Annotated in this window: 21 protein-coding genes and 3 pseudogenes; 9 read left to right on the top strand and 15 right to left on the bottom strand. The window is 60.2% G+C overall.

Going from position 1 to position 22,365, the window contains the following annotated elements; genetic code table 11:
• Nucleotides 1–28: 28 nt before the first annotated feature.
• Both BPET_RS06100 and BPET_RS06095 read right to left on the bottom strand, forming a co-directional pair.
• A complete protein-coding gene (locus BPET_RS06100; RefSeq protein WP_012248196.1) occupies nt 29–958 on the bottom strand; it encodes an IS3 family transposase in 930 nt (309 codons plus the stop codon).
• Nucleotides 955–1,446, bottom strand: coding sequence for a transposase (locus tag BPET_RS06095; RefSeq protein WP_012247241.1), 492 nt, complete (start codon nt 1,444–1,446; stop codon nt 955–957). Before BPET_RS06095 ends, BPET_RS06100 begins: the two co-directional genes overlap by 4 nt.
• A 121-nt stretch (nt 1,447–1,567) precedes the next feature.
• Here BPET_RS06095 and BPET_RS25800 point away from each other — a divergent pair, with 121 nt between their 5' ends.
• From BPET_RS25800 to BPET_RS06080, 5 genes and pseudogenes are all read left to right on the top strand, one after another.
• Nucleotides 1,568–1,681: a DUF1656 domain-containing protein gene (locus tag BPET_RS25800; protein ID WP_081482979.1), complete on the top strand. Its 114-nt coding sequence runs from the start codon at nt 1,568–1,570 to the stop codon at nt 1,679–1,681.
• Nucleotide 1,682: 1 nt separating this feature from the next.
• On the top strand, nt 1,683–2,588 hold the full coding sequence (locus tag BPET_RS06090) for an efflux RND transporter periplasmic adaptor subunit (RefSeq protein WP_012248195.1): 906 nt from the start codon (nt 1,683–1,685) through the stop codon (nt 2,586–2,588).
• A gap of 85 nt (nt 2,589–2,673) precedes the next feature.
• Nucleotides 2,674–4,047: an efflux transporter outer membrane subunit gene (locus tag BPET_RS25795; RefSeq protein ID WP_231852657.1), complete on the top strand. Its 1,374-nt coding sequence runs from the start codon at nt 2,674–2,676 to the stop codon at nt 4,045–4,047.
• Nucleotides 4,048–4,140: 93 nt separating this feature from the next.
• Nucleotides 4,141–5,043 (top strand): LysR substrate-binding domain-containing protein, encoded by a 903-nt coding sequence (locus tag BPET_RS25790; RefSeq protein ID WP_012248193.1) that lies wholly within the window; start codon nt 4,141–4,143, stop codon nt 5,041–5,043.
• Nucleotides 5,044–5,194: 151 nt separating this feature from the next.
• Nucleotides 5,195–6,747, top strand: a pseudogene (locus BPET_RS06080) (IS3 family transposase).
• A 30-nt stretch (nt 6,748–6,777) separates the two neighbouring features.
• Here BPET_RS06080 and BPET_RS06075 read toward each other — a convergent pair.
• From BPET_RS06075 to BPET_RS06055, 5 genes and pseudogenes are all read right to left on the bottom strand, one after another.
• Nucleotides 6,778–7,287 (bottom strand): annotated as a pseudogene (locus BPET_RS06075) (ISL3 family transposase); the annotation flags it as partial.
• 80 nt (nt 7,288–7,367) lie between these two features.
• A pseudogene (locus tag BPET_RS06070) lies at nt 7,368–8,009 on the bottom strand (transposase); the annotation flags it as partial.
• Nucleotides 7,954–8,685: a LysR substrate-binding domain-containing protein gene (locus tag BPET_RS06065; protein ID WP_081483052.1), complete on the bottom strand. Its 732-nt coding sequence runs from the start codon at nt 8,683–8,685 to the stop codon at nt 7,954–7,956. The pseudogene BPET_RS06070 and the gene BPET_RS06065, both read right to left, overlap by 56 nt.
• A gap of 101 nt (nt 8,686–8,786) precedes the next feature.
• Nucleotides 8,787–9,740, bottom strand: coding sequence for an AEC family transporter (locus tag BPET_RS06060; protein WP_012248189.1), 954 nt, complete (start codon nt 9,738–9,740; stop codon nt 8,787–8,789).
• 13 nt (nt 9,741–9,753) lie between these two features.
• Nucleotides 9,754–10,668 (bottom strand): NAD(P)-dependent oxidoreductase, encoded by a 915-nt coding sequence (locus BPET_RS06055; RefSeq protein WP_012248188.1) that lies wholly within the window; start codon nt 10,666–10,668, stop codon nt 9,754–9,756.
• Nucleotides 10,669–10,858: 190 nt separating this feature from the next.
• Here BPET_RS06055 and BPET_RS06050 point away from each other — a divergent pair, with 190 nt between their 5' ends.
• Nucleotides 10,859–11,323: a winged helix-turn-helix transcriptional regulator gene (locus tag BPET_RS06050; protein WP_012248187.1), complete on the top strand. Its 465-nt coding sequence runs from the start codon at nt 10,859–10,861 to the stop codon at nt 11,321–11,323.
• Nucleotides 11,324–11,374: 51 nt separating this feature from the next.
• Here the strand turns inward: BPET_RS06050 and BPET_RS06045 are convergent, their stop codons facing one another.
• Together BPET_RS06045 and BPET_RS06040 are read right to left on the bottom strand one after the other, a co-directional pair.
• Nucleotides 11,375–13,096, bottom strand: a complete 1,722-nt coding sequence (locus tag BPET_RS06045) for a CocE/NonD family hydrolase (protein ID WP_012248186.1) — start codon at nt 13,094–13,096, stop codon at nt 11,375–11,377.
• Nucleotides 13,097–13,112: 16 nt separating this feature from the next.
• Nucleotides 13,113–14,090: a Bug family tripartite tricarboxylate transporter substrate binding protein gene (locus tag BPET_RS06040; RefSeq protein WP_012248185.1), complete on the bottom strand. Its 978-nt coding sequence runs from the start codon at nt 14,088–14,090 to the stop codon at nt 13,113–13,115.
• 126 nt (nt 14,091–14,216) lie between these two features.
• Here BPET_RS06040 and BPET_RS06035 point away from each other — a divergent pair, with 126 nt between their 5' ends.
• Nucleotides 14,217–15,140 carry a LysR family transcriptional regulator gene (locus BPET_RS06035; protein ID WP_158310074.1) on the top strand — a complete coding sequence of 308 codons (924 nt, stop codon included), beginning with the start codon at nt 14,217–14,219 and terminating at the stop codon, nt 15,138–15,140.
• Between the two features lie 4 nt (nt 15,141–15,144).
• On the opposite strand, the gene BPET_RS06030 is transcribed toward BPET_RS06035, so the two are convergent.
• From BPET_RS06030 to BPET_RS06005, 6 genes are read right to left on the bottom strand one after another with little or no spacing between them, the layout of a single operon-like run.
• Nucleotides 15,145–15,843 (bottom strand): TetR/AcrR family transcriptional regulator, encoded by a 699-nt coding sequence (locus tag BPET_RS06030; protein ID WP_012248183.1) that lies wholly within the window; start codon nt 15,841–15,843, stop codon nt 15,145–15,147.
• A 51-nt stretch (nt 15,844–15,894) separates the two neighbouring features.
• Nucleotides 15,895–16,599: an ABC transporter ATP-binding protein gene (locus BPET_RS06025; RefSeq protein WP_012248182.1), complete on the bottom strand. Its 705-nt coding sequence runs from the start codon at nt 16,597–16,599 to the stop codon at nt 15,895–15,897.
• 8 nt (nt 16,600–16,607) lie between these two features.
• Nucleotides 16,608–17,360, bottom strand: coding sequence for an ABC transporter ATP-binding protein (locus BPET_RS06020; RefSeq protein ID WP_012248181.1), 753 nt, complete (start codon nt 17,358–17,360; stop codon nt 16,608–16,610).
• Entirely contained in the window at nt 17,350–18,339 is a 990-nt protein-coding gene (locus tag BPET_RS06015; protein WP_012248180.1) for a branched-chain amino acid ABC transporter permease, read from the bottom strand. Before BPET_RS06015 ends, BPET_RS06020 begins: the two co-directional genes overlap by 11 nt.
• A gap of 12 nt (nt 18,340–18,351) precedes the next feature.
• Nucleotides 18,352–19,227, bottom strand: a complete 876-nt coding sequence (locus tag BPET_RS06010; protein WP_012248179.1) for a branched-chain amino acid ABC transporter permease — start codon at nt 19,225–19,227, stop codon at nt 18,352–18,354.
• Between the two features lie 48 nt (nt 19,228–19,275).
• Complete coding sequence (locus BPET_RS06005) at nt 19,276–20,478, bottom strand: ABC transporter substrate-binding protein (RefSeq protein WP_012248178.1); 1,203 nt, start codon at nt 20,476–20,478, stop codon at nt 19,276–19,278.
• Nucleotides 20,479–20,668: 190 nt separating this feature from the next.
• Here BPET_RS06005 and BPET_RS06000 point away from each other — a divergent pair, with 190 nt between their 5' ends.
• Nucleotides 20,669–21,154, top strand: a complete 486-nt coding sequence (locus tag BPET_RS06000) for a VOC family protein (protein WP_012248177.1) — start codon at nt 20,669–20,671, stop codon at nt 21,152–21,154.
• Nucleotides 21,138–22,352 (top strand): FAD binding domain-containing protein, encoded by a 1,215-nt coding sequence (locus tag BPET_RS05995; RefSeq protein ID WP_012248176.1) that lies wholly within the window; start codon nt 21,138–21,140, stop codon nt 22,350–22,352. Before BPET_RS06000 ends, BPET_RS05995 begins: the two co-directional genes overlap by 17 nt.
• Nucleotides 22,353–22,365 lie beyond the last annotated feature (13 nt).

The raw sequence follows: 22,365 nt of genomic DNA, 5'->3' as shown, positions 1-22,365 counted from the left end.
TTCTCTTTGCCCCCAATGGTTTGGGACTCTAACAGCAACTGAGGTTCCAACTATTCTGACAGCGGGGGCCCGCATGACGCTGCGCCGGAGCCAAGTAGCGAATGGCGCTGTGGCGATGCTCATGGTTGTACCAGTGGATGAACTGATGCACCCACAGGCGTGCGGCCTGCACGCTTGCAAAGCCGTCGATCGGGTAACCGGGCCGGTACTTGCAGGTGCGGAACAGGGCCTCGGAATACGCGTTGTCGTTGGATACCTGGGGTCGGCTGTGCGAGGCGGTAATGCCCAGCTTCTCGAGCGTGACCTGCAAGGTCGAGCCTTTCATGGCGCTACCATTATCGGCATGCAATACCAGGGGTCGGTGCTGACACTGCTCGCGCAGCACGGCGCGCTGGATGATGGTGGCACTGTTGGCCATGTTCTCCGATTCAAACACCTCGGCCCCGACGATTTTCCGGCTGTAGATGTCCAGGATCAGATACAGGTAATAGAACCGGCCGCGGATACGCGTATGCAGGTACGTGACGTCCCAGCTCCAGAGCTGGTTGGGTGCGTCGGCACAGTGGCGCCGTGGTGCTCCAGCGTGACGTGGCGCGCGCGCCCGGCCACGGCGGTGCTGCTCATCGGCTTGGCGCAGCACGCGATAGAAGGTCGACTCCGACGCCAGGTACCGGCCCTCTTCATCGAGCAGCCGTACCACGATCTGCGCCGGCGGCAGGCTGGCGAACTCGGGACGGTGGCAGGCCTGCAGCACGGCCTGGCGCTCGGCGTCTGTCAGTGCATGCGATGGCGTGGCATGTATGGCGTGCGGGCGTCTGTCCTCATCGCCCGTCGCCCAGCGACGATAAGTGTTCAAGCCGATACCGAGTTCGATGCATGCGCTCTGCAAGCGTGCACCGGCCTGGCGAGCCTCATCGACCAACGCTACAGCTTGACGGCGATCCTGGGCATTGGTCATTCTTCCTCGTCCCCCCAGATCGCCCGGGCTTTTTTTCGCAAGGTCAGCAATGCTGCCGTCTCAGCCAGCGCGGCGTTCTTGCGGCGCAGCTCGCGCTCCAAATCGCGCGTGCGGCGACGTTCAGCCTTGAGCGCGTCGGCCTCCTGCCGGGCGGCGCTCTGGCTCTGCGCGTTGGCCTGCTCGCAACTCGTTCGCCAGCGGCGCAACTGCTCGGCATACAGTCCCCGGCGCCGGCAGTACTCGGCCAGCTCCACTTCGGACAGCGCAGCGCTTTCCAGCACGGCGTTGAACTTGTCCTGCGAGCTCCAGCCCTCGCTGTCCGACGCCTGGTCTGGCAACAAACGGCCCTGGCCGCGGGCCTGTTTGCGCCAGTTATAGATCGTGGCCTCGGAAATGCCTTCTTCGCGTGCCAGGTCGGAGACCGTGCGGTTGTGCGGGGCCAGTAACTTCTTCAGGATGGCTTCCCGGCGTTCTGCGGAATACTTCATCGGAACCTTCTCTTTGCCCCCAATGGTTTGGGACTCTAACAGCAACTGAGGTTCCAACTATTCTGACAGCGGGGGCATTGCACTGATTGCTCGTGTAGTGATTTCTCGCTTATTGGAGCTAATGGGTGTTTATCGGCACATCTGGAGCCGGCCTCTGTTTGACACATCACTATTCTTTATCCTGATCGGCGTGGTTTTCATACTGCTGAACTCCATCACTAGGCAGAATTTCTGAAATGATTCCTTGGGAACAATCCTCAAGAGTGCTGAAGATTGCGCTTACTTTGGCGTTGGCTGTACTTGGCGCCTTCACGTTATGGCACCTATATGCGTACTATACCTATTCCCCTCAGACTCGAGACGGAAAGGTGCGGGCTGACGTCGTAGCGCTAGCGGCGGATGTATCCGGACGAGTCGATGAAGTCCGCGTGCGTGACAATCAGGTAGTCAAGCACGGAGACGTCCTATTCGTCATTGACCGCGTTCGACTTGCCAATGATTTGGCCGAGGCTAAAGCGTCCGTGGCAACAGCTAAGGCGCAGTTAGCCGCAGCGGAGCGGGAGGATAAGAGGTATCGCGGACTGGCTGACGTCGTGGCCCCCCAGGAATTAGATGTCCGGCGAACCGCAGCCGAAACCGCTAGAGCGCAGTATGAACAAGCGATTGCCAGCTTGGACCGCGCCCGTATTAATTTGGAGCGCGCGGAAGTCCGATCGCCAGTAAACGGCATTATCACGAACTTTTCGTTGCTACCTGGCGCTTACGCTATAGCTGGACAGCCCGTCATGGCGCTCGTCGATCAAGACAGTTTTTACGTCGCAGGTTACTTTGAGGAAACGAAACTGTCGCGCATGGGAGTAGGCATGCCCGCGACTATTCATCTTATGGGAGAAAGTCGGTCTCTCAAAGGGCATGTAGAGGGGTTTGCGGCAGGTATCGAGGATAGAGAGCGCGTCACTTCGACGGGAACGCTATTGGCAAACGTCAACCCTACCTTCAGTTGGGTACGGCTAGCTCAGCGAATTCCAGTGCGGATTGCCATTGACGAGGTGCCTAAAGGCGCGACACTGATTGCTGGTCGAACCGCAACAGTCGTCGTAGATGATAGCGTTCCTTTTCTACCCACTGCGGAGCGGCACTGATATGCGCGCCGGTCAATCTCGATGGGCAGTCTTGTTGGCAGCGAGCGGATTGCTCTGCGCGTGCGCATCGGTGGGACCAGACTATATGACCCCCGCATTGCCCGCCGGCTTATCGCTACAAGCTGATAATGAGTTTGAGGCGTCGGGCACAGCAGGACTTTCATCGAGCCCACTGCCGGCTCGATGGTGGGAACTGTACTCGGATTCCCGGTTAAACGCACTGATTGGCGAAGCGCTGCGCGCTAATGCCGACTTACGCGTCGCCGCAGCAAATTTGGAACATGCTCGGGCGGTAGTGCAGGAGGTTCGTGCCGCTTATGGTGTACAACCCAACGCCCAGACGAGCGTTTCCCTGGCACAGAGCTCCACGCTAGGCATCGGAGCCGCCGACGGTTCACACGGCTTGGTCGATGCAGGTTTGGGCGTGTCGTACGAAATTGACGTTGTTGGGCGTATCAGACGCTCCGTCGAAGCTGCTACCGCCAGCGAAGAGGCCCAAATTGCGGCATATGACTTAGCCCAGATAACAGTTGCAGCCAATGTCGCGGGAGCCTACACGGATGCCTGTGCGGCAGGAGCGCGTCTTGTTGTCGCACGGCAGTCTGTCGAACTGCAAAGACAAAGCCTGGCCCTGACAGCAAAAGGGGTAAGGGCCGGGATCTATGCTCCGATTGACCAAGTACGTTCGCAGGCACTGCTCGCGCAGCTATCGTCCGCCGTGCCTTCATTATCAGGGGCCCGTCGTGCGGCGCTCTACGGTTTAGCCGTCTTGACGGGGCATGCACCTACCGATTTCGATCCTGCATTGGCACAATGCTCGATCATTCCCACGATAACCAAAGCCTTACCTGTTGGAGATGGCGCAGCGCTGATTCGCCGACGGCCCGACATCCGCCAGGCCGAGCGGGAGTTGGCCGCAGCCACTGCTTCCATCGGCGTTGAAACTGCAGCGCTCTATCCCACGATTACCCTGGGTGCCGACATTGGTACCACCTTTCGAACGGGTGGCAAGCCTTTGAGTGGTTCCGCGTTCAATTACAGCCTTGGGCCACTTATTTCGTGGACGTTTCCAAATCGTCAGGTTGCCCATGCCCGCATTGACCAAGCGGGAGCCGATGCGCGGGCCGCATTGGCGAAATTCGACGGTGTAGTGCTGGCTTCTCTACGAGAAGCGGAAAGTGCGCTCACGATGTACTCGCAGCATATGCAAGAAAATCGCCAACTTCGAGAGGCGAGAGATCGCAATCGCGAGGCATTGAATCTGCAAAAAAAGCTGGCGATAGGCGGCACGATATCGAGCTTGGAAACATTGGATGTCGAGAGAACATTGGCAACTGCAGAAAGTGCGCTTGCGACTTCCGACACAGCATTGGCCACCGACCGAGTTCGCATATTTTTGGCACTGGGAGGAGGATGGGAGAAGGCTGCATCAGTCGCCGAAGGCGTGAGTCTGAGATAAATGCACGGTATGTAAGGTGCCGCGATCGGAAAAGAGTATTTGCCGGTGATTCAGAGATATGGCTGCTGGTGTCGCAGCGTATAGGAGACGGGAATGAACAGGGACATAGACAGACTCCGCGATATGGCTTTGTTTGCGGAGGTGGCTAGAGAGGGAACATTCGTCAAGGCCTCTGAGACTCTTGGTGTCCCGGTGTCTACACTATCAAGAAGAATTTCTGAATTTGAAAAAGGTATCAACGTTAAGTTGTTTCACCGCTCTACGAGGAAGACCACCCTGACGGAAGTTGGAGCGAGATACTACCAGCAAATAGACGACATTCTTCAACAAGTTCGACATGTTAATGATGAATTGGATAGCGAAACATCGACCCCAGGGGGCCAATTGCGAGTCAGCATGCCCGCCGATTTCGGCGCATACCTTGCTGACGTACATTTCGACGAACTTCGAGCAGCCTATCCTTCAATAACCTATGAATTCTTTCTGACGTCGGATGAAGTGGACCTTATGGTCGGCCGTTATGATGTAAGTATTCTAATCGGGGATCCACCGAGCGCCTCACGACTCATCGCTCGACGAATTGGTACGGTGCATCGCCATCTCTATTCTGCCCCAGAATATCTGGAGCGTCATCGTGTACCAGCAAAACCTGAGCAATTGAACAGCCACACTTGCCTGTTTCCCCCGCCAGTGGAGTCCGGTGGTGGATGGTTAATGCGAAATGGTCCAGAGGTTATTCATGTGAATCCCAGTCCGCTGTTGATGATAAATAGTCAAGCGGTCATACGGCAGTTGGTAATGCATGGAATAGGAATTGGCCAACTCAGTCGCAGCTACGCAGCTGCATTGGTGCGTACGGGCAGCCTTGTCGCCGTACTTCCAGAGTGGGAGCTCGATCCGCAATCCCTATATGTTCTTACGGCGTCGCGCCTGTTACCTGCACGGGTTCGAGCATTCGTGGATTTTCTTGCGGAAACGTTCCGTGGATTAACATAGGGCGCTCTTAAAGATGAATAAATGCGAACGCATAAAAATCCTGAGGCAACGTCGATGACATGCGACATCTGAGCTGCCCCCGCTGTCAGAATAGTTGGAACCTCAGTTGCTGTTAGAGTCCCAAACCATTGGGGGCAAAGAGAAGGTTCCGATGAAGTATTCCGCAGAACGCCGGGAAGCCATCCTGAAGAAGTTACTGGCCCCGCACAACCGCACGGTCTCCGACCTGGCACGCGAAGAAGGCATTTCCGAGGCCACGATCTATAACTGGCGCAAACAGGCCCGCGGCCAGGGCCGTTTGTTGCCAGACCAGGCGTCGGACAGCGAGGGCTGGAGCTCGCAGGACAAGTTCAACGCCGTGCTGGAAAGCGCTGCGCTGTCCGAAGTGGAGCTGGCCGAGTACTGCCGGCGCCGGGGACTGTATGCCGAGCAGTTGCGCCGCTGGCGAACGAGTTGCGAGCAGGCCAACGCGCAGAGCCAGAGCGCCGCCCGGCAGGAGGCCGACGCGCTCAAGGCTGAACGTCGCCGCACGCGCGATTTGGAGCGCGAGCTGCGCCGCAAGAACGCCGCGCTGGCTGAGACGGCAGCATTGCTGACCTTGCGAAAAAAAGCCCGGGCGATCTGGGGGGACGAGGAAGAATGACCAATGCCCAGGATCGCCGTCAAGCTGTAGCGTTGGTCGATGAGGCTCGCCAGGCCGGTGCACGCTTGCAGAGCGCATGCATCGAACTCGGTATCGGCTTGAACACTTATCGTCGCTGGGCGACGGGCGATGAGGACAGACGCCCGCACGCCATACATGCCACGCCATCGCATGCACTGACAGACGCCGAGCGCCAGGCCGTGCTGCAGGCCTGCCACCGTCCCGAGTTCGCCAGCCTGCCGCCGGCGCAGATCGTGGTACGGCTGCTCGATGAAGAGGGCCGGTACCTGGCGTCGGAGTCGACCTTCTATCGCGTGCTGCGCCAAGCCGATGAGCAGCACCGCCGTGGCCGGGCGCGCGCGCCACGTCACGCTGGAGCACCACGGCGCCACTGTGCCGACGCACCCAACCAGCTCTGGAGCTGGGACGTCACGTACCTGCATACGCGTATCCGCGGCCGGTTCTATTACCTGTATCTGATCCTGGACATCTACAGCCGGAAAATCGTCGGGGCCGAGGTGTTTGAATCGGAGAACATGGCCAACAGTGCCACCATCATCCAGCGCGCCGTGCTGCGCGAGCAGTGTCAGCACCGACCCCTGGTATTGCATGCCGATAATGGTAGCGCCATGAAAGGCTCGACCTTGCAGGTCACGCTCGAGAAGCTGGGCATTACCGCCTCGCACAGCCGACCCCAGGTATCCAACGACAACGCGTATTCCGAGGCCCTGTTCCGCACCTGCAAGTACCGGCCCGGTTACCCGATCGACGGCTTTGCAAGCGTGCAGGCCGCACGCCTGTGGGTGCATCAGTTCATCCACTGGTACAACCATGAGCATCGCCACAGCGCCATTCGCTACTTGGCTCCGGCGCAGCGTCATGCGGGCCTGGATGCCCCCATTCTGCAAGCCCGACAGCGCCTGTACCAACAAGCCAGGCAACGCCACCCAGCACGATGGTCGGGAAAACTACGCAACTGGCAGCCCATCGGCAGCGTCTGGCTCAACCCCGAGCCGGATCAACATGAGCAAGACACCGATCCAGTATTAGAGGCCGCATGAATCAGGTTCCAACTGCCTTGACAGACGCCGATACCGATGGCCCTTGTGCAGGGCAAACTCATCCATTGCCAGGTATTCGATACGCGACCAGTCCGGCTCCGGGATCGATGCACGCAGTCGCGCCTTATCCACCGTCTTGACCGTGTGCCAGCCCAGATCAAAGAACCTGGCCACCGCCTGCACGTTGCTCGATTGCAGCAGTTGGCTGCAGGCTTGTGCCAGCCGATCCGTGACACGCTGATAGCGTCCCAGCCAGCCGAGCCGCTCCAGACGCGGGCCGCCGCACCGCTCACACCAAAGCCGCCGTCGCGGCACATGCAGCACCACCCGATACTCGAACAAGGGCAGGTCGCGCACGCGTCGCACCGTCGTCTCGTGCACCTGGCGACACCGCGCGCCGCACTGCTCGCAATGCATGGCCTTGGCCGTGGGCTTGAGATACAGCGACACCGTGCGCCCATCGCCTTCAGGCCACACCACGCGATCCACCCGATAGCCGTCCCAGCCACCCAGGGACTCCAACAGCTTGCGATCCAGCATCGTCCGATCCTCCTGAACACCAGAAACTGGCCTCAAGAGTACGAAATCTGGCCAAATCGCTCCACGCTATTCTGCGATGAACCTTTTTTTAGCAGTTCATTGGCCTTCTCTAGCAAGTCGTGCTCAAGCTGCAGGCGCTGAACGTCTCTACGCAAGGTCTCAAGTTCGCGTTGCAGTTCCTCACGGTCGGCTGTCTGTGGTAAATCGCGATGGCGTGTCATGGATGCAGGGGCCTCGCGGCCAAGTCGCTGATCCTTCCAGTTGTACAGCGTCTGGCGGCTCACGCCAACTTTTTCAGCCACATCACGCGCACTCTCGCGCCTGGAGCACAGATCGATCACTGCGGCCTGCTTCTGCTGCTCTGATCGCGGTTTGGCGGTTCCGACCTTTCCAACGACGCGTCGCCTGGCGTCAGGGTCATGTTCATCAATCCAAGCCGAGAGCGTTGTGCGGCAAGGATAACCCAGCGCCTTCGCGGTCTGTGCCAGGCAACGGCCGTGGCTCAGATAGTGCTCCACAGCGACTCGCTTTTGCTCATCCGAATACCATGGCACGGTGCGTACATAGCCTGCCGGTAAGTCGAGATGACGTTCATATTCACGATACCACTGCTTGAGTGAATTCTTTGTCGGGAAGCCGAGCTGACGAATGGTAGCGCCTATGCGCTTACCCAGTTTGATATAGAGCTGCACGGCCTGCATGCGTTCTGCGTACGAATACATGAACTATCTCCAAAGGAGTCCAAGTTTTCGTCCGCACCTCCATTTCGTGCGACGCGTCGCCTTTGGACAATGTCCAGGCGGCCCGACCGGCAAGGTAGTCGAACAAGAGGCAATTGTGATCGCTCAGTTCGTGGGGCTCCGCCGGCGTACCGTGCGCTTCGAGGTAGGCCGGGCTCGCGCAAATTACCCGACGATGCGGAGCCAGACGCTTCGCAATCGTCGTATCAGGCGGCTGGGCGCCCAAGCGGATCGCCATATCCATCCGCTGCTCGGCAAGATTCACCACCGCATCGGTCAATTGGATGTCCAAACGCACTCCCGGGTACGCGGCCAGGAACGCGGGAAGGAATGGGGCCACATGCAGGCGCCCGAATGCGACGGGTACGCTCAGCCTAAGCACTCCTTTTGGAGGGCCGGTCAGCTCACCAGCCGATTGATCCGCGCGCTCCAGGTCTCCCAGAACACGGCGGCCATCGTCGAAGTACTGCTCCCCCACTTCAGTCAGCGTAAGCGCCCGAGTCGAACGGTTCAACAATTGCGTACCCAGCGAGCGCTCGAGCGCGTTGACCTGCCGCGTCAACGATGACGGAGCGACGCCCAACCGTCGCGCGGCCGGCGAGAAGCCGCCGTTTTCGACAACAGCGATGAAGGCGGCCAATGCCGCGAATCGGTCCATACTGCGCTCCGGGAAAGTGTAAACCTGCGCCTGCAATTCTAAAAGATCGCCATCGGTGCGCCCTGCGCCATCGCATTGACCCTCCGAACAAGGCGTCACGCCTAGCGCAAGAGCGCCACGACGAGGGCGATGGCCACGATAGACAGCAAGGTCGAGCCAGCGATCACCCGAGCCGGCAGCGCTGCATCGAATCGGTAATGCCCCGCCAGCATGAACGAGCCGGTGCCCGTAGGCAACGCGGCCATCAGTACGGCAACCAGAACGGTCTCAGCATCGAGATTAAAGACGTATCGCGCGAACAGCCAGGCGAGCAAAGGCTGCAGCAGGAGCTTGCCACCGATCAGTGCTGCAACGCCGGTGGTCTCGTTGGTGCCATTTTCGCCTTTGGCCCGAACCATAAACAGTCCAATTGCAGCCAAGGCGCAGGGCGCCGCCGAGGCCGCCAGCAGGCTGGCCAGAGAAGCGATCGGACCCGGAACAGCCAAATCCGCCAGCGCGAATGGCAGGCCGCAAGCCGGCGCCACGATCAAGGGGTGTCGCAAAACGGCTTTCGTAACTTTCTTGCCCACAATCCACACCCCGGCCCCCGCATTCAGTCCGAGCTCGACCAATACGATGGTCAAGGCGAAAAACACGCACATCGTGAGAATGGCGGCGATGGTCGTCGGAACCAGCGCTGCAGGCTCGAGTAGCGCCACCGCCAACGGGAATCCCATGAAACCCACATTAGGGTAGCTCGCGTTGAGACTGTCGATCGCCGACTGAGCCAACGCGCGGCGGGCAAAGATTCGGGCCGCCAGCATTGCAACGGCTAGCGTCACGAGGCCGCTCAAGCAAAATGACGCAATGAACCCTGGTTGCCAAAGGGCATCCCAGCGGGCATCGGCCACGGTCTTGAACAAGAGGGCCGGCAGCGCCAGCCAGGTCACATATCGATTGAGCGCATCACCCGCCTCATCGGCAAGAACCTTGGTGCGCGCAGCGATTGCACCCGCAGCGATCAGACCAAAAACAGGCAGGCTCGCCAGGAACGTTGCGAACATCGCGACCAACATGTCGGCCTTTCGATCATCCGAGTTCGTCAGACCGGCGTCGGATGGCCTCAATCACGGACACCATGTCATTGCGGCCGTTACCCAGAGTCACCGTCTCCCCGTACAGCGCCAGACTCAGGTTCAGGAGCGGCGATGCGATGTTTTTAGACCGCGCAGCCTCGGCAATGAGCTGGCAACTCGCCCAGGCGTCCGACGATGCCGCTTGAACGGAAAAGTCGTTCGCGGTCAGCTTGGGCATCTTCACCCGCGTTACATCGCATGCCATGGGACCGGCGTCGATGGCGGCCTGGAGCACGGCAAGATCAAGTCCCTGCCTTTCGGCAAAGTTCACCGCTTCCGCCAGGCCGGCCAGCATCGTGTTCAGGTAGAGGTTGACGGACAGCTTCATCAGAAGCGCATCGCCCGCGCCACCGCAGGCAACGATCTCCCGGCACATGGGCGCAATCCAACTGCGAACGCGCTCGACGTCTTCTTCCCGGCCGCCGATCAGCCCCACCAGTTGACCGGCCTCGGCGGGCTTGCGTGATCCGGAGACCGGACACTCCACATAGCGACCGCCGGCGGCCTCGATGTCCGCGCAAAGGCCTCGCGCGTAATCCGGCGCAACGGAGCTCATGCTGACAATCGTCTTGCCTGCGACGCGTGCGGCAAACGCCGGGGTACCTCTTCCAAACACGGCGTCGATCGCCGCGCTGTCGACCAGCATGACAATGGCCAGTTCAACCTGACCAAGCAAGGTGTCGACGTCGGGCGCAACGTGGGCGCCGGCGGCCGCCAGCGGCGCCGTGCGCTCCGGACTGCGATTCCACACGATCAGCGGCACACCGGCGCGCGCCAGATTCAGCGCCATGGGTTGACCCATGACGCCCAAACCTATGAAGCCAACCAGCGACGCTGCGCGCGTGGAGTCGAGTTGTTCATGCTGCATGACCACAATCCGTTGAGTCGTGAAGAGACAAAAATTATCCGCCAAGCGCAATAGAATTTGCCGTCTTATCGTGCTCGTAAAATCTTTATAATTGACATTTCATGCCACTCAATTACTGATCATTGGTTCCAAATACCAGTACGATTCCCGCCCGCGCGGGAACGCCAATATCTTTAGCCCCGCTCCCGCCATGACTCCCACGCTCGACAAGATCGACCGAAAGATCCTCAACGCCCTGCAGGACGACGGCCGGCTCCAGAACGTGGAACTGGCAAAGATCGTGGGCCTCTCGCCCTCCCCTTGCCTGCGCCGCGTCAAACTGCTTGAAGATGCCGGCTACATCCAGCGGTACGCTGCCATTCTCAATCCCTCCATGGTGGATGCCGCGCTGACGGTGTTCGTACGCGTCTGGCTCACGGGTCAGGATGAAAAAACGGTGGAGGCGTTCACCAGAGAGGTCGCGCTGATGGATCAAATCACCGAATGCCATCTGATGGCCGGCGATTGCGATTTTTTGTTGCGCGTTGTGGTGTCGGACTTGGCCGCCTATCGCGAGTTCCAGGTGAAGCACCTCACGGTCTTGCCCATCGTCCAAAGCGTCAAAACCGAAATTCCGATGCAGGTCGTGAAATCCACCTCCAAGATCGCGCTGTAGCCGGCCGCTGCGACTGGCGGCCGGCGACTCATTTCGCGGGTATCCGGCGCATCAGGCCGCAGGAATGAACGGAAGCAGCACATACGGTGCGGCTTCTCCGTCAAAGTGCAGGCTGCAGCGCCCACCGTAAATGTGCGCTGGCCGGTCTCCCTCATCGTCGTGCAGGAACGGTCCGCAGCCGCGCATGACGTTCTTCATGTTCGACAACGAAGCCCCCTCCCCGGCGTGTTCGTAGTCCTTGCCGAGCACGGATAAACCAATACGGTAGCCCGCAGGCACCACGATGGACGTCGGCAAGACTTCCACGTCGAGTTCCACGGGCACGCCTGGTTCCAGTGGTTGAACGTTCGCGTGCGTGTGATACGGGCGATACGGCAGGCTGCGCTGTATATCGAGTTCACGCTGTGACGCTCGCAACCAACCTTGAGCAATCGGCGTGTGAGGATCGAGCGCACCCTGGAAGGTGACCTCCTCGCCGGCGGGATCGATCAGATGCAGCACGATGAAAACGTCTGCGTCCTCGGTTTGCGAGGACAGAAATAGCTTCACTGCGGACGGTCCAGTAATCTCCGTCGTTTCGCGGAAAGGCGCCGAAACGAACCGCTGGCCGGAGGCCTGTGGATCGTAATCGAGCCGAGCCATGCCAGGTGGCATGTCTTCCCGCAGGCTGCCGTCGGGATGAAGGTAGAGACGCTGCCATTGCGTACGCGCCAGAGGCCACTCGTATTCGAATCGTTCGACGAAATGATCAATATGGCGCACTTGCAGGCGTACCGCCGGTGTGGAGTTCCAGCCGTTATCCGCGCCTTTAAGGAAATGATCGAAGAAGCGGCGTTGCAGTTCGACAGCATAGTCCGTGTAGTAGACCGCCCAACGCGTGCCACCGTGCATTTCCAGCCATTTCTGACGACTTCCAGCCTGCAAAAAGCCCTCGACGTTGCCCCGCAGGTGCAAGCCCTGCCCTCCCCAGTTGCCGCACGACAGCAGCGGCACATCGATATCTTCGAGCTTTGCCGTTCGCTCCTGATAGACCGGCCCATCGAGATGTTCACGTTGGAACGCCGGCCACAGGTTGGCGCGTTGGACCGCAAGCACGTCTTCAGCGAGCGTCTCGAGCCCTGCCACGAGTTCGCCGGTAATTGCGCTTCGGGCTCCCCGCTCGCCACGGCCGTGCTGCACGGTACGGACCTGCATTTCAGCCCAGTTTCGCGAGAAAGAACACAACATGCCGCCGTGGCGTGTCGCATCTCTATAGCGATCGTGATAGCCCTCCCACACGCAGATTGCCGCCAGACCCTGCGGACGCCGCGCGGCGGCACGCCATTGGTTGGACGCGTAATACGAAATTCCGCTCATCCCGACCTTGCCGTTACTCCACGGCTGTTGCGCCGCCCAGGCGATGCACTGAACGATGTCGTCGATCTCGCGCGGCGAATGAGGATCAAGGTAGCCCGGACTGCGGCCGGCGCCCCTTGAGTCAATGCGCAAGAGCGCGTAGCCATGCGGAACCCATTTCTCCGGATCGGCGGTCTCCCAGTTCTGATAACGATTGCTCGTGCCTGTGACTGTGTCGGGATGTTCCCTGGCCATGATCTCCCAGGCCGTCGGGTATCCCTCCTGGAATGCGAGCCCCTTGCCGTACGGACCGTAGCTCAGAAGTACGGGAACGCGCTCGTCTCCGCGCGGGCGAAACACGTCTGCGCGCAGCGTCAATCCATCGTCCATCGCGATGGCGACGTCCCATTCCACAATCATTTGTTCTTGGTTCTGCACAGTCTGTTCCTCGCGCTTAGTCGATCTGCAGGTTCTTCACTCGGATCACGTCGCGCCATTGCGCTTGCTCTTGACGGATGCGCTCGGCGAACTCCGCGGGAGAGCCGGCGGCGTTGTCGGCGCCGTCCTGCTTCATGCGCGCCGAAAACTCGGGAGATTTCAGCGCCTTGGCCAGCGCCTCGTTCAACTTGATCTGGATCGGCCGTGGCAGACCCGCGGGTCCGAGCACTCCAGTCCACACGTACGCAGAGACCGCCGGCAATCCGGCCTCGGCGACTGTCGGCACGTTAGGAGCTCCGTCGGTGCGGCGGTCTCCCAGAACGGCCAATGCGCGCAGTTTGCCCGCGTCCGCCATCTTCTGGCTGCCTCCCACACTGTCAAACGTCACGTCCGCCTCGCCGCTGATCACGGCCATTTGCGCCGGCGCCGCGCCTTTGTAGGGAACATGAAGAAGCTCGATGCGGTTTGCCAGCGCAAACTGCTGGCAGGCCAGATGCCCCACGCTTCCTATCCCAACGCTGGCGCAGGTCATTGGAGTACCTCGGCTGCGCGCGAGTGCGACCAGCTCCGTGGCCGACGTCACAGGCAGTCCCGGGTGGCTGTACAGCACGACTGGATACTCGATCACTCGTGTGATGGGCGTGAAATCCTTGACCGGATCGAATGCCGGTTTGCGCGCCATCAATGGCGCCAGGACTTGTGCGCTACTGGATGTATAGAGCAAGGTGTAGCCATCTGGCGCGGCACGCGCCACGCGGTCTGAACCGATCTGACCGGTGGCGCCCGCCACGTTTTCCACGATGACGGGCTGCGCCAATTGTTCCGTCAGATTGCGGGCAAACATTCGCGCATAGGTATCTGTTAGCCCGCCTGCCGGAAAAGGCACGACGATCCGAATGGGCTGCTCAGGGTATTGCGCTACCGCCGGAACCGCGCCTGTGATCGCCATCATGGCGCCTGCGGCAACGACGAGCCGCGTCTTCAGAACATTCACGATCTAAGTCTCCTCGAGTTATGACCAGGAGCGTACGGGCTTTACCCCCATAAATGAAATATCATTTGTCGATCGAACCCATAACATAGCGGCATGACGGACTTGCATCGCCGCGTTGCCGAGCCCATGGACCTGACCCAACTGAAGTATTTTCTGAAAGTGGTGGAACTGCGGAGCATGACCAAGGCGGCTCAAGCCCTTCATATCGCGCAGCCCGCCATTACCCGTCAGATCCGTCAACTCGAGGAGGAACTTGGCGTTGAACTGCTCCTCAGGCATAGCCGGGGCGCAGAACCCACCGAGGCGGGGCTACAGTTACAGGCCGGCGCGGCGGCGATGCTGCGGCTTGCGGCTGAGACCCGCTCCACGGTGCAGGCAAGCTCGCAGCAGGTGGTCGGCACGGTGCGCGTGGGCTTTCCCCCATCGGTCGGCGCGTCGCTCGTGGCGCAGGCCGCCACGACGTTCCGGCAGGCGCATCCGATGGCCGACCTGGTGCTGGACGAGGGGTACAGCACGCAACTGCGGGATGCGCTTCTGTCGGATCGGCTGGATATGGCGGTCCTGACCGACGCGCCGGCGAACCCGCTGCTGCATCAAAACCCCCTATATGAAGAGAGCCTGTGGGTGTTCTATCATCCCGGCCATAAGGTTGCGGGTTCGCGTCGAACGAGCCTGGCGGTCCGATCGTTGCGCGACCTGGCTCTCATTCAGCCAAGCCCGGACAACACTTTAAGGCGCCTGCTCGAGCACGCGGCGCGTGCGGAGGGATTTGCGCTAAACGTCATCATGCAATCCGAATCACTTGCCGTCACCCGGGGCCTGCTCGCCAATGCGGCCGGAGCGCATGTGTCGCCCTACACAGCGTTACAGGACGACCTTGCGACGGGTACGCTAGCGGGCCGGCAAATCGATGGTTTGTGGGTGACACGCAGTCTGGCTCGCCGGGTAGACCGGCCCATGACACTTGCGCAGCAAAAGTTCACCATTGCGTTACAGGATGAGGTCGGCGCTCTCAGGTCGAGCGCCCCAGACATAATTCGGACCAAATGACGGGTCAGGCGTTGCGGCTGGCCCGTAGCGCACGCATCGCAGGCGGCGCGCCATGCAGGAACATGTCTACTTTCTGGCGCACGACCTGGTCCAGGTCGGCTGGGACCTTCAAGCCGTAGATCCACTTACGCACGCCAAGATAGAAAATCGCGGCGTGCAGACTCCAGATCATCTCGATCTCCGCGTCCACTTCTGCGCGGTCCCGTGGCTCATCCACCCCGAATTCGGCACGCAATTCGGCCAGCACCGGCAAGAAAACCTGCGTACGCAGACGGGTCAGGTATCGGTTGTTGATGCCGTCGCGCGTCAGGCCCGCGAAAATGAAAATACGGATCCACTCCTCACGCAGGATGACGGTGGAATAATCCATATAGAACGCATGCAGCCGATCACGCAGGGGCACGGATCGGTCCTTGATCTGCGCCTCCCATTCGCGCCGCCATTGAAAGACTTCGGTATACACCCGCTCGATCAGCGCCTCTTTGCTTGAAAAATAGCGATAAAGAAGCGGCTGCGTGACGCCGATCTGCTTGGCCAGCTCGCGCGTGCTGCCTTCAAACCCGTTTCGGGTGAAGTGTTCGATCGCCTTTTCGACAATCTGCTGCTCGCGCTCTTCGGGCTGAAGGCGGCGGCCTTGTTTGCTTGGTGCGTCCAGGGTCTGTCTCCTTAGGCATCTTTCGGAGCGTGACCTCCGAGGTGTCATGCGATTCTAGCAATCCGCCACGCCGCCCCGGGCGGCGGGCTGCAGCTCGCGTCAAACGGAACAATAGCGCTCCTGCATCGCTTCGTCCGCGAGCATTGATCGTGCGGTATCCGTATGCACGATCTCTCCCTGATCGAGGATGTAGGCGCGATCCGCAATCTTCAGTGCAAGCTCGACGTTCTGCTCAATCAACAGAATCGTGACCCCGGAGGCTTTCAACGATTCGAAGTAGCGGAACATCTCGTCCACCAGTACCGGCATGATGCCTTCTGACGGCTCGTCCAGCATGATGAACTTCGGCCGCGATGCGGTGGCGCGTGCAATGGCAAGCATCTGTTGTTCGCCGCCGGACATGGTTACGGCCTGTTGGTCCAACCGCTCCTTGAGCCGGGGAAAGGTCTCGGCGATTTCATCGATGATTTCTTTTTCACGCCGATGCAACAGAGATTGCATCAAACCCAGTTGAATATTCTCCCGAACGGTCAAGCCCGGAACGATGCGCCGTTCCTCCGGAACATACGCCAAGCCCATGGCGTAACGCGCATGCGCTGGCAAGCCGAGGATATCCTTGCCCTCGAATCGCACGGTGCCTCGGGTTTTGGGGATGAGACCCGCGACGCTCTTTACCGTGGTGGTTTTTCCGGCGCCGTTGCGCCCGACGAGGCAAACCAACTCCCCTGCCCCGACTTCGAGATTGACGCCCTGCAAGATATGGCTGCCGCCATACCAGGCATGCAAGTTTTCGATTTTCAGCATGATCGACCTCAATGATTTCCCTGGCCAAGATAGACACGCTTCACGGTGTCATTGGCGCGAATGTCGTCCGGAGTGCCTTCAGCGAGCAATTCGCCGTGATGGAGCACGACGATCCTGTCGCTGATACCCATCACCAATTTCATCTTGTGCTCGACGAGGATCACGCTTCGCTCCTCCACCAGGCGGCGTATCAGGGCCATCATGGCCCGCGTTTCCTCTGGGCTCATGCCCGCGGTGGGTTCGTCCATCAGCATCAACGATGGATCCGCTGCCAGGGCAACGGCGATCTCCAGCGCCCGCTGCTGGCCATGCGCGAGCTCCCGAGCCGGCACACGGCTCTTCTCGGCCAGGCCGACGGTCTCGAGCAAGGACATGGCGCGATCACGCAGTTGCGCGAGGCTGTCACGGCGACTCCAGAGGTTGTAGCGTGAGACGTGCGCCTGGAGCGCAATCCGGACATTCTCGAGCGCGCTGAAACTCGGGAAGAGATTGGTGATCTGGAAGGACTTGGCGATCCCGCTGTGCGCGAAGCGATGGCCAGGCAGCCCGGTGATATCGCGCCCTTCGAAGTAGATCTGGCCTTCGGTCGGCGAGAACGCACCCGACAACAAATTGAAGTAAGTGCTCTTTCCTGCGCCATTGGGGCCAATAATCGAGGTGAGCTGACCGCGAGGAATCCGCACCGAAACGTCTTTTAGTGCTACGAAGTCGCCAAACCGCTTGCTTACGGCCCGGGTCTCGATAATGGGATCAGCGTTCATGACGAATCCTTTCCAACAGCGTTCCCCAGACACCCTTAGGGAAGAAGAGAACGAAGAAAACGAAGACGGCCCCCACGTAGAGCTGCCAGTTTTCCGTGTATTCCGAGGCCACGTCCTGAATGAACAGAAACAACGCCGCGCCCACGAACGGACCAAAGTACGTGCCCATGCCACCCAATAAGCAGAGCATGACCACCATGCCGGATGTGGTGTACGCAAGCGTTTCGATCGCGACACTGGAGAGATGAATGGCATTCAGGGCGCCAGCCAGTCCGCAGAACGCCGCCGACAGAACGAACGTCAGCAGCTTGCTGCGGTCGACGTCGAAGCCGCAGGCGCGCGCCCTGGATTCGTTCTCCCGGATGGCCTCAATCACGCCGCCGAAGGGTGACGCCAGGATGCGTGACAGCACGGCCATGGCAATGGCCACGAAGCCAAGGATGAAGTAGTACTTATGCATGGGATCAAGCAGATTCAACTTCAGGCCGAAAAGGGACACTTCTGCCACGTTTACGCCGCGCAGGCCGTTTTCACCTCCGGATGCCGGCAGCTGGTAGACAAAAAAGTAGACACACTGCGATAAAGCCAGCGTCACCATCGCGAAGTAGATTCCGCGCGTTCTTATGGCCAAGAGGCCCATGATCAGCGCGATCACGGCAGACATTGCGACGGCCGCCGGAACGGCCCACCACCAGCCGGCTCCGTACTGCGAGATCAGAATGCCGGCCGTGTACGCGCCGGTACCCAGAAAGGCGGCGTGTCCGAATGACAGCAGGCCCATGTACCCAAAGAGCAGGTTGAAGCCCAACGCGTAGAGACCGAAAATCAGCACGTTGATGGCGACGGACTGGTACGGCATGATCCATGGGAACACACAGAAGAATGCAATCGACGCCAGCACGCGGTGCCGCGACACCGCCGCGACGAGACCGGTGCTGCGGGCTGCCGGCTTTTCGGCAGCGAATGACAGTGAATTCATGATTTTCATTCCTTATGCCATCAGACCAGAGCGTCCGAACAGCCCCTGCGGCCGCCAGAGCAACACCGCGGCCATGATGACGAACATCGACACCTTTGCGGCTTCCGGGAAGAACAGCACAGAAATGCTTTCCGCGACCCCGACCAGCAGGCCGGCTACGACCGCGCCCATCAAGGAGCCCATACCGCCGACAACCGTCACGACAAAGGCGACGATCAACACCGACGTTCCCATTTCCGGCGACACCCCTTGTAGCGGTGCGGCGAGTACGCCTGCCAGCGCGGCGATACCCGTTCCAAGGCCGAAGACGAGCAACCAGACACGGGACACATCGACACCCAGCACCCGCACGATGACCGGATCACGGGCACCGGCCCGGACGATCAAGCCGAAGGACGTCTTCTCGAGCAGAAGCCAAAGCGCCAGCAGCAGTACAGCGGTGACCGCGATGATGAAGAGTCGGTAGGTGGGAAAGTCGAAGAATCCGAGGTTGGTGAAACCGCTCAGGGCCTCGGGTGCATCAAACGGCAGACCCGCTCGCCCGAACACCATGCGCACCGCTTCCACGAGCATGTAGGCAAGACCAAAGGTCAGCAACAGCGGGTAATCGATGCCACGCCCGTAGAGCGGCCGGATCAACCACCGCTCGCAGATCATTCCGATGCCCGCGACGGCGATCGGCGCAAGTAGCATTGCCGCCCAAAAGTTCTGTGTCCAGTCCAGCACCAGCACACCGGCATAGGCGCCGAGCATGAAAAATGCACCGTGGGCAAAGTTGACGACGGTAAGCATGCCGAAGATCAGCGACAGGCCCACCGCCAGCAGCACATAGATTGCTCCAAGCGCAAGACCGGTGAACAGCTGGAGCAGCACAAGATCGAGAGTCATACGTATCCCCTGCTCCACCGAAGCGCAGGCCTCGGCGGAGAGTTGTTCTTACTTGAACCCAAGCGTTTCGCAGCTGCGCAAGATCTGCTCGCTCGGAGCCTCGGTGTGCAAAACTTTGAACACCTCGTCAGGATGCGCGCTGTCCTTGCCCACCGACTGGATCACCAGCACCGACTGCACCGATTGTTGGTCGCAGGCGCGGTAGTACTGAGGCCCCTTGTAGGTGTCGTACTTCAAGTCGCGGAGTGCTGCCGCCACCTTGTCGGTATCCGTGCTGCCCGCCGCTTTCACCGCCAGCAAGAGCGACTTAACCGCCGAATAGGCCATCGCACCGTAGTCCGATGGGAAACGTCCCTTATTCTCAGCCTGGAAGGCGGCGTTAAATGCCTTGGCGGACGAGACGCCGTCCTGGATGGCCCAGTAGTACTGCGTGCCACCAATGACGTCTTGATACGTCGACGGCCCGCCAGAGATTCGCGCGGTATAGGTCAGAATCGGCGTCACGAACTTGATGTTGCGCTTCATGCCAAAGTCGGCCGCCTGCTTGATCGAGATACGGTTGTCGGCGCCGAAGTTGTTGAATACCAGCACGTCGGGGTTCAATGCCTTCAGGCGCGGCAGGAAAGCGGAATAGTCGCTCGCGCCCAAGGGGTGCTTGACTTCTCCGACCACGACGGCCCCCTGCTGCCGCGCGACTTCCGTGAATCCACGCGTCATCTCATGGCCATAGGCGTAGTCCGCAGTCAGGAATGCGACTTTCATGCCCGGTTTAAACACATATTTGCCCACCGCCTGTGTCGTCATGTGCGGGTTCAGCGCCTCATGAAACGTATACGGGCTGGCATCGCTTGCCTCGTTGATCGCGTCGGACTGGCTGATGGAGATGTAGAGCTTCTTGCGCTGCCGGGTCACATTGTTGATCGACAACTGCGTCGCCGCAGACAGGCCGCCCACAATGAAGTTGACTCCGTCCTTCTCGATAAGCTCAAGCGCCCGCGTCGCGGCCTCCGCAGGATTCAACCGGTCGTCACGCACCAGCAGTTCGGCCTTCTGGCCGTTGAGCCCCCCCGCGTCATTGAACTGCTTGACCGCCAGCTCGGCATTACGAACCTGGTCCTGCGCCTCCGCGCCATACGGGCCGCTCAGGGGAACTGGTAGGCCGATCTTGATGTTCTGAGCCTGTGCCACCGCGGCTGAGAGCATCGCACCCAGCAGCAGAGATCCAAGCATGCCCGACGTTCGCATGGTCATCGAAGTCTCCTCGTCTCACGAATCTGAAATTCGTTGTTTATCGTTCGATAACTTTGATCCAGGACATGGCCAATGTCAACGAAATCCATTAAGGGGAAAACCCCAGTGGTCCTTTCGCTGAATTGAGCTTGTTTATTGATCGTTCGATCATTAGTATTTATCAACCGATCACTAAAAAAGGAGGAGCAACATGCCTATCCGCAAGCTTGCCCACTACTCGGTGCGAACCACCTCCCTTGAGGCGTCGCGCCATTTCTACACCACGGTCCTGGGATTCAAGGAGGGCTTTCGGCCGGCGTTCAACTTTCCCGGCATCTGGCTCTACCAAGGCGGCGACGAGGCGGATTTCGGCGTCGTCCATATCATCGGCATCGACCCCAACGATCCTCAGGGGCTGTCTGACTACCTCGGCGATAAAGAAGCGTCCAGCCTTCAAGGCAGCGGCGCCGTGGACCACCTGGCCTTTCTGGCCTCCGACCTCGCCGACATGCGGGAGCGCCTGACCGGTGCCGACCTTCCTTTCCGCGAACGGACGGTGCCCGGTCTCGGTCTACACCAGGTATTCGTCGAAGACCCATCGGGCGTCACGATCGAACTCAACTACCCTGCCGCGGAGGCCATCGCGCTGGCAAATTCCGCACAACCGATGGAGGCCAAACATGGCGACGACGCGTAAGGCTGCGGTGGTCGGGGGATCGCTCGGTGGTTTGTTCGCTGCGAACCTGCTATTGCGTGCAGGCTGGGACGTCGACGTGTACGAACGCGTCGGAGATGAGTTGGCGGGACGCGGAGCGGGCATCGTGACACATCCCGAATTGCTCGACGTGCTCGGCCGTATCGGGGTCGAGTCGGACGAATCGGTCGGCATCGAGGTCGCCGAGCGCGTTACGCTGGCCCTTGACGGAAGCGTCCTGGCAAGCCGGCCCTTGCCTCAATTGCTGACGGCATGGGGACGGTTGTACAGCATTCTGAAAGCGCGTTTCCCAGAGTCCCGCTATCACCGGGGTCACGCCCTGGAGCGCATCACGCAGGATGAGCACACGGCGACCCTGGTGTTCGTTGGCGGCGCACGCGTCTCGGCTGATCTGGTAATTGCCGCGGACGGGCTTCGATCAACTATCCGCCAAGCGCTGCTTCCTGAGGTTCGACCCGAGTACGCCGGGTACATCGCCTGGCGCGGCCTGGTGGAAGAGTCCGCCCTAAGTCCCCGCACCCGACAAGAACTCTGCCCCTATTTTGCGTTCGGGCTGCCCCCGCACGAACAGATGATCGCGTATCCCGTAGCGGGATCCGCCGACGCCGAGGCAGGCGCGCGCCGTTTCAATTTCGTTTGGTATCGCCCCGCAGATGCCCAGACCACCTTTCGCGACATGGTGACCGACAGCCAGGGCCAAGTCTGGATGGACGGCATCCCCCCACCCCTCATCCGGCCCGAAATCGTGCAGCATGCGCGCGACGCGGCGCATTCGGTGTTGGCGCCGCAGTTCGCCGAAGTCGTTGAGAAGACGGAAAACCTGTTCTTCCAGCCGATCTTTGACCTGGAGAGCCAGCGCTTGGCCGTCGGCCGGATCGCCCTGCTGGGCGACGCGGCCTTCGTCGCCCGGCCCCACTGTGGCATGGGCGTGACCAAGGCAGCCGGCGACGCACGCGCTCTGGTGGACGCGCTGGATGGCACACAGGACGTGATCCACGCGTTGCAGGCCTACGAGCGCGATCGGCTGGCGTTCGGCAAGTTTATCGTTGGCCATGCCCGCGACCTGGGCCGTTACATGCAGGCCCAACTCCGCGACGAGAAAGAGCGGGAGATGGCCGAACGATACCGGACACCTGAAGCGATCATGCGCGAGACCGCAGTTGCGCCGGCTTGGCAGTAGCACGTCTTTCGTG

It is taken from the genome of Bordetella petrii (assembly GCF_000067205.1).
GTDB lineage: Bacteria > Pseudomonadota > Gammaproteobacteria > Burkholderiales > Burkholderiaceae_B > Bordetella_A > Bordetella_A petrii.
Note: the sequence above shows the minus strand (reverse complement) of the source record. Positions and strands in the feature narration are given on the sequence as shown.

What these genes read in the sequence shown, in the direction of transcription:
- BPET_RS06000 (WP_012248177.1), top strand. Translation starts at nt 20,669, where the DNA reads ATGCCTATCCGCAAGCTTGCCCACTACTCGGTGCGAACCACCTCCCTT.
- BPET_RS05995 (WP_012248176.1), top strand. Translation starts at nt 21,138, where the DNA reads ATGGCGACGACGCGTAAGGCTGCGGTGGTCGGGGGATCGCTCGGTGGT.
- BPET_RS06030 (WP_012248183.1), bottom strand. Translation starts at nt 15,843, where the DNA reads ATGACACCTCGGAGGTCACGCTCCGAAAGATGCCTAAGGAGACAGACC.
- BPET_RS06055 (WP_012248188.1), bottom strand. Translation starts at nt 10,668, where the DNA reads ATGCAGCATGAACAACTCGACTCCACGCGCGCAGCGTCGCTGGTTGGC.
- BPET_RS25795 (WP_231852657.1), top strand. Translation starts at nt 2,674, where the DNA reads ATGACCCCCGCATTGCCCGCCGGCTTATCGCTACAAGCTGATAATGAG.
- BPET_RS06095 (WP_012247241.1), bottom strand. Translation starts at nt 1,446, where the DNA reads ATGAAGTATTCCGCAGAACGCCGGGAAGCCATCCTGAAGAAGTTACTG.
- BPET_RS06010 (WP_012248179.1), bottom strand. Translation starts at nt 19,227, where the DNA reads ATGACTCTCGATCTTGTGCTGCTCCAGCTGTTCACCGGTCTTGCGCTT.
- BPET_RS06065 (WP_081483052.1), bottom strand. Translation starts at nt 8,685, where the DNA reads ATGGACCGATTCGCGGCATTGGCCGCCTTCATCGCTGTTGTCGAAAAC.
- BPET_RS06100 (WP_012248196.1), bottom strand. Translation starts at nt 958, where the DNA reads ATGACCAATGCCCAGGATCGCCGTCAAGCTGTAGCGTTGGTCGATGAG.
- BPET_RS06050 (WP_012248187.1), top strand. Translation starts at nt 10,859, where the DNA reads ATGACTCCCACGCTCGACAAGATCGACCGAAAGATCCTCAACGCCCTG.
- BPET_RS25800 (WP_081482979.1), top strand. Translation starts at nt 1,568, where the DNA reads ATGGGTGTTTATCGGCACATCTGGAGCCGGCCTCTGTTTGACACATCA.
- BPET_RS06015 (WP_012248180.1), bottom strand. Translation starts at nt 18,339, where the DNA reads ATGAATTCACTGTCATTCGCTGCCGAAAAGCCGGCAGCCCGCAGCACC.
- BPET_RS06090 (WP_012248195.1), top strand. Translation starts at nt 1,683, where the DNA reads ATGATTCCTTGGGAACAATCCTCAAGAGTGCTGAAGATTGCGCTTACT.
- BPET_RS25790 (WP_012248193.1), top strand. Translation starts at nt 4,141, where the DNA reads ATGAACAGGGACATAGACAGACTCCGCGATATGGCTTTGTTTGCGGAG.
- BPET_RS06060 (WP_012248189.1), bottom strand. Translation starts at nt 9,740, where the DNA reads ATGTTGGTCGCGATGTTCGCAACGTTCCTGGCGAGCCTGCCTGTTTTT.
- BPET_RS06005 (WP_012248178.1), bottom strand. Translation starts at nt 20,478, where the DNA reads ATGACCATGCGAACGTCGGGCATGCTTGGATCTCTGCTGCTGGGTGCG.
- BPET_RS06035 (WP_158310074.1), top strand. Translation starts at nt 14,217, where the DNA reads ATGGACCTGACCCAACTGAAGTATTTTCTGAAAGTGGTGGAACTGCGG.
- BPET_RS06025 (WP_012248182.1), bottom strand. Translation starts at nt 16,599, where the DNA reads ATGCTGAAAATCGAAAACTTGCATGCCTGGTATGGCGGCAGCCATATC.
- BPET_RS06020 (WP_012248181.1), bottom strand. Translation starts at nt 17,360, where the DNA reads ATGAACGCTGATCCCATTATCGAGACCCGGGCCGTAAGCAAGCGGTTT.